Here is a 3,224-nt window from a genome sequence, read left to right on the forward strand (position 1 = left end):
CCTTGAGATCAGAGAGCCACATGTCCTTACCGAGTCGCTTGTTGAAGGCAAAGGTGATGGGAAGTTGCTCAAAGAGCTCCAACTCCTTTGCAAGCACTTCTCTTGGCAGTCTATAGCTTGGTATGCCGTAACGAAGCACACCACCTGCTTCACTATGCTCATCGTAGATGGTCACCCCATGCCCAAGACGAACAAGGTAGAAGGCTGCACTCAGACCAGCGGGGCCTGCTCCCACAATTCCAATCTTTTTACCGGTGGAGGCAGGAATCCTTGCAACCATCTCCTGATACACATCCTGCTCGTTACCCATCTTGTAGAGCGTATCTGCAAGGTAACGATGCAGTTCCCCCTGATGCACAGGAGCATCCAAGGTGTCGCGTCTGCACCTCATCTGACAGTGGAAATGGCATATTCTTCCCAATGTTCCAGGGAGGGGGTTGTCTTCCAAGGTGGAGGTGAAGGCCTCTACCAATCGATTCTCCCTGAGCAGTGCAATATAGGCAGGGATCCTCATGGAAAGTGGACAGGAGTTTGAACAGAGCTCATCCACCAGCGCTTCACAGGTTCCAGCTGAGCAATGCTTTCTTACAATATGGCTCTCATACTCCTCTGGGAAATAACGTAGGGTGGTAAGCACAGGATTGGTAGCAGACTGGCCAAGTCCGCACATTGCAGTATCACTGATATGGGCACCCAAGGTCTCCAACATCAGCAGATCTTCTTTCCTTCCTTCTCCCTTGGTAATCCTGTTGAGGATGGAAAGTACCTGTGAGAGGCCTTCCCTGCAAGGGGTGCAGTTGCCACAGGACTCCTTGGTCGTGAATTCAACAAAATAGCGTGCTGAGTCCACCATGCAGTTGTCATTGTCCATGACAACCATACCTCCAGATCCCATGATGGAACCCAAGGCCGCCAAGCTCTCATAGTCAATACGCTTATCGAAGAGGCGTGCGGGAATGCACCCTCCTGAGGGGCCTCCACTCTGTACTGCCTTGATGCGTTTTGTTTTAGAAACCGATCCCCCACCTGCCTCATAGACCAAGGTTGTCAGCTTCTCTCCCAAGGGGAGTTCAACCAACCCGGTATGCTTGACTTTACCTACCAAGGAAAACACTTTTGTTCCGGGTGAGGAAGGAATGCCGTAACTGTTAAACCAGTCACTCCCCTTCCCGATGATGAGAGGGATATTGCACCAGGTCTCGAGATTGTTGATGGTGGTAGGATACCCAAGATATCCTTTCTGGCTGGGGAATGGTGGTTTCGATCGAGGTCGTCCAGCTCTCCCTTCCAGGGAAGCAATCAATGCTGTTTCCTCTCCACAGACGAATGCCCCGGCTCCTTCCACAACCTGCAGATTGAAACGCATATTTGCTCCAAGGATATCATCTCCCAACAGATTATTGGCATAGGCATCCTGGATTGCTCTGCTCAGCCGTTTTACTGCCAAGGGGTACTCTGCACGAACATAGATGATCCCCTCATCCGCACCTGTCACATAGGCTGCGATCAACATGCCCTCAAGGAGCATATGGGGATCACTCTCCATCTCATTACGATTCATGTATGCACCAGGGTCCCCTTCATCCGCGTTACAGATCAAGTACTTCTTCTCCGACTCTTCTTTTTTCATCAACTCCCATTTCAGGCCGGTAGGGAAACCAGCGCCGCCGCGTCCCCTGAGCTTTGATGACTTGACTTCCCCAAGAACACTTTCCCTGTTCATGGTAAAGAGCGCTTTCTCCAGTGCTCTGTATCCACCAACAGCGACATACTCAGCGATGTTGGTTGGGTCGATAATGCCAGCATCACGCAACACCAGTTTTACTTGTGGATGGAAGAACGGTATTTCATTCCATTCAGGAAGTTCCGGGTAGTCCTCTCCATATTCATGTAGAGAGAGATGATGGTCCCATTTGCTAATCTTACAGAATGCTTTTTCTCTATAATATGTGCCATCAAGAAGTGCTTTTACTATAGGTGCACAGTCTGCTTCCCCTACCTTGTGCAGGAGCACCATCGGCTTTCCAGGGATGAACAACAGCACAAGTGGTTCTTCACTACAACAGCCAAAACAACCGACTGAGCGAAGCATGAAAGCATCGTTCTGGTTCTTTTTGAGAGTCTGGAATGCGCTAAAGAGTACATCAGCACCGCTTCCTATTCCGCATGTTCCCATTCCAACAGCAATTGCAGGAATTTCCGGATAGAGGTTCTTTCTTCCTTCATTGTCCAACCGATCCAATATGCTGCTCATGCTCCCTCCTTCTGCGCCGAGAGGGCTTCTATCATGGTAGTGAGTTTTTCTTCGGTTACCATGGAGTGAATCACTCCATCGATGGCAATGACCGGAGCAAGTGCACATTGCCCAAAACAAGCCACGGTATGTACGGTAAAACGATAGTCAGGGGTGGTAGCCATCCCATCTTCGTCCAATTCAACGCCGAGCATATGCAACACCTTGTCGAGCAAGGGCTTTGAGCCCCTGGTGTGACATGCTGTTCCTCGGCAAACGGTAATTACATGTTCGCCTTGTGCTTTCAGATTGAAGAAAGCATAGAAGGTGACAACCGAATAGACTTGGGAGAGAGGGACTCCCAGCTCTTTGGCTACCATTACCAGTTCTTGTTTGGGAAGATAGTTGTGCTCATTTGTACGCTGAACTGCTTCCAGTATGGAGAGAAGCGCACCATGTCGCTCTCTATGCTGAGAAACAATCGCCGCAATCTCGTTCGCTCGATCATGCATGAGGACCTCCTTGGGAAAAAACACGGGACACACCCTTTGTATTGCAAATACCACCAAATATGGTAGTAGCAGTTCCAGAAGATCAAGTTAATTCTAAACCAGCATTTCTCTGAATGCAAGATTAAATATATACTTATTATCTATATAATATAGCTATATTTTACATTATTTATACTTTTATGTGAATATCAGTATATTAATAAATCAATTATCCCATTTGACCTTCATTTGGATTTTTACATATGCTATACGAAGGAGGAACGCATGAAACACTATAGGAAAGAACTGTTTTTCCATCTCCCTACCAGAAGAGGATTAGTAAACATTACCAGTGATGTCCAGGATGCTATTGATGAGAGTGGTATCAAGGAAGGCTTGGTATTGATCAATGCGATGAATATCACAGCCAGTGTATTCATCAACGATGATGAGAGTGGTCTGCATCAGGACTATGAACGTTGGCTTGAGAAACTGGCTCC

3 protein-coding genes are annotated in these 3,224 nt (G+C 47.9%); 1 reads left to right on the forward strand and 2 read right to left on the reverse strand.

From position 1 onward, the window contains the following. Nucleotides 1-2,254, reverse strand: a 2,254-nt coding sequence (locus AB7S66_RS12180) for an NADH-ubiquinone oxidoreductase-F iron-sulfur binding region domain-containing protein (RefSeq protein WP_428520383.1), incomplete at its 3' end; no start/stop codon positions are given. After that, nucleotides 2,251-2,745 carry a complex I 24 kDa subunit family protein gene (locus AB7S66_RS12185; protein ID WP_198891403.1) on the reverse strand — a complete coding sequence of 165 codons (495 nt, stop codon included), beginning with the start codon at nt 2,743-2,745 and terminating at the stop codon, nt 2,251-2,253. The genes AB7S66_RS12180 and AB7S66_RS12185, both read right to left, overlap by 4 nt. A 264-nt stretch (nt 2,746-3,009) precedes the next feature. Here AB7S66_RS12185 and AB7S66_RS12190 point away from each other — a divergent pair. Further along, nucleotides 3,010-3,224, forward strand: a 215-nt coding sequence (locus AB7S66_RS12190; RefSeq protein ID WP_428520385.1) for a YjbQ family protein, incomplete at its 3' end; no start/stop codon positions are given.

It is taken from the genome of Sphaerochaeta sp. (assembly GCF_050178175.1).
Taxonomy (GTDB): domain Bacteria; phylum Spirochaetota; class Spirochaetia; order Sphaerochaetales; family Sphaerochaetaceae; genus Sphaerochaeta.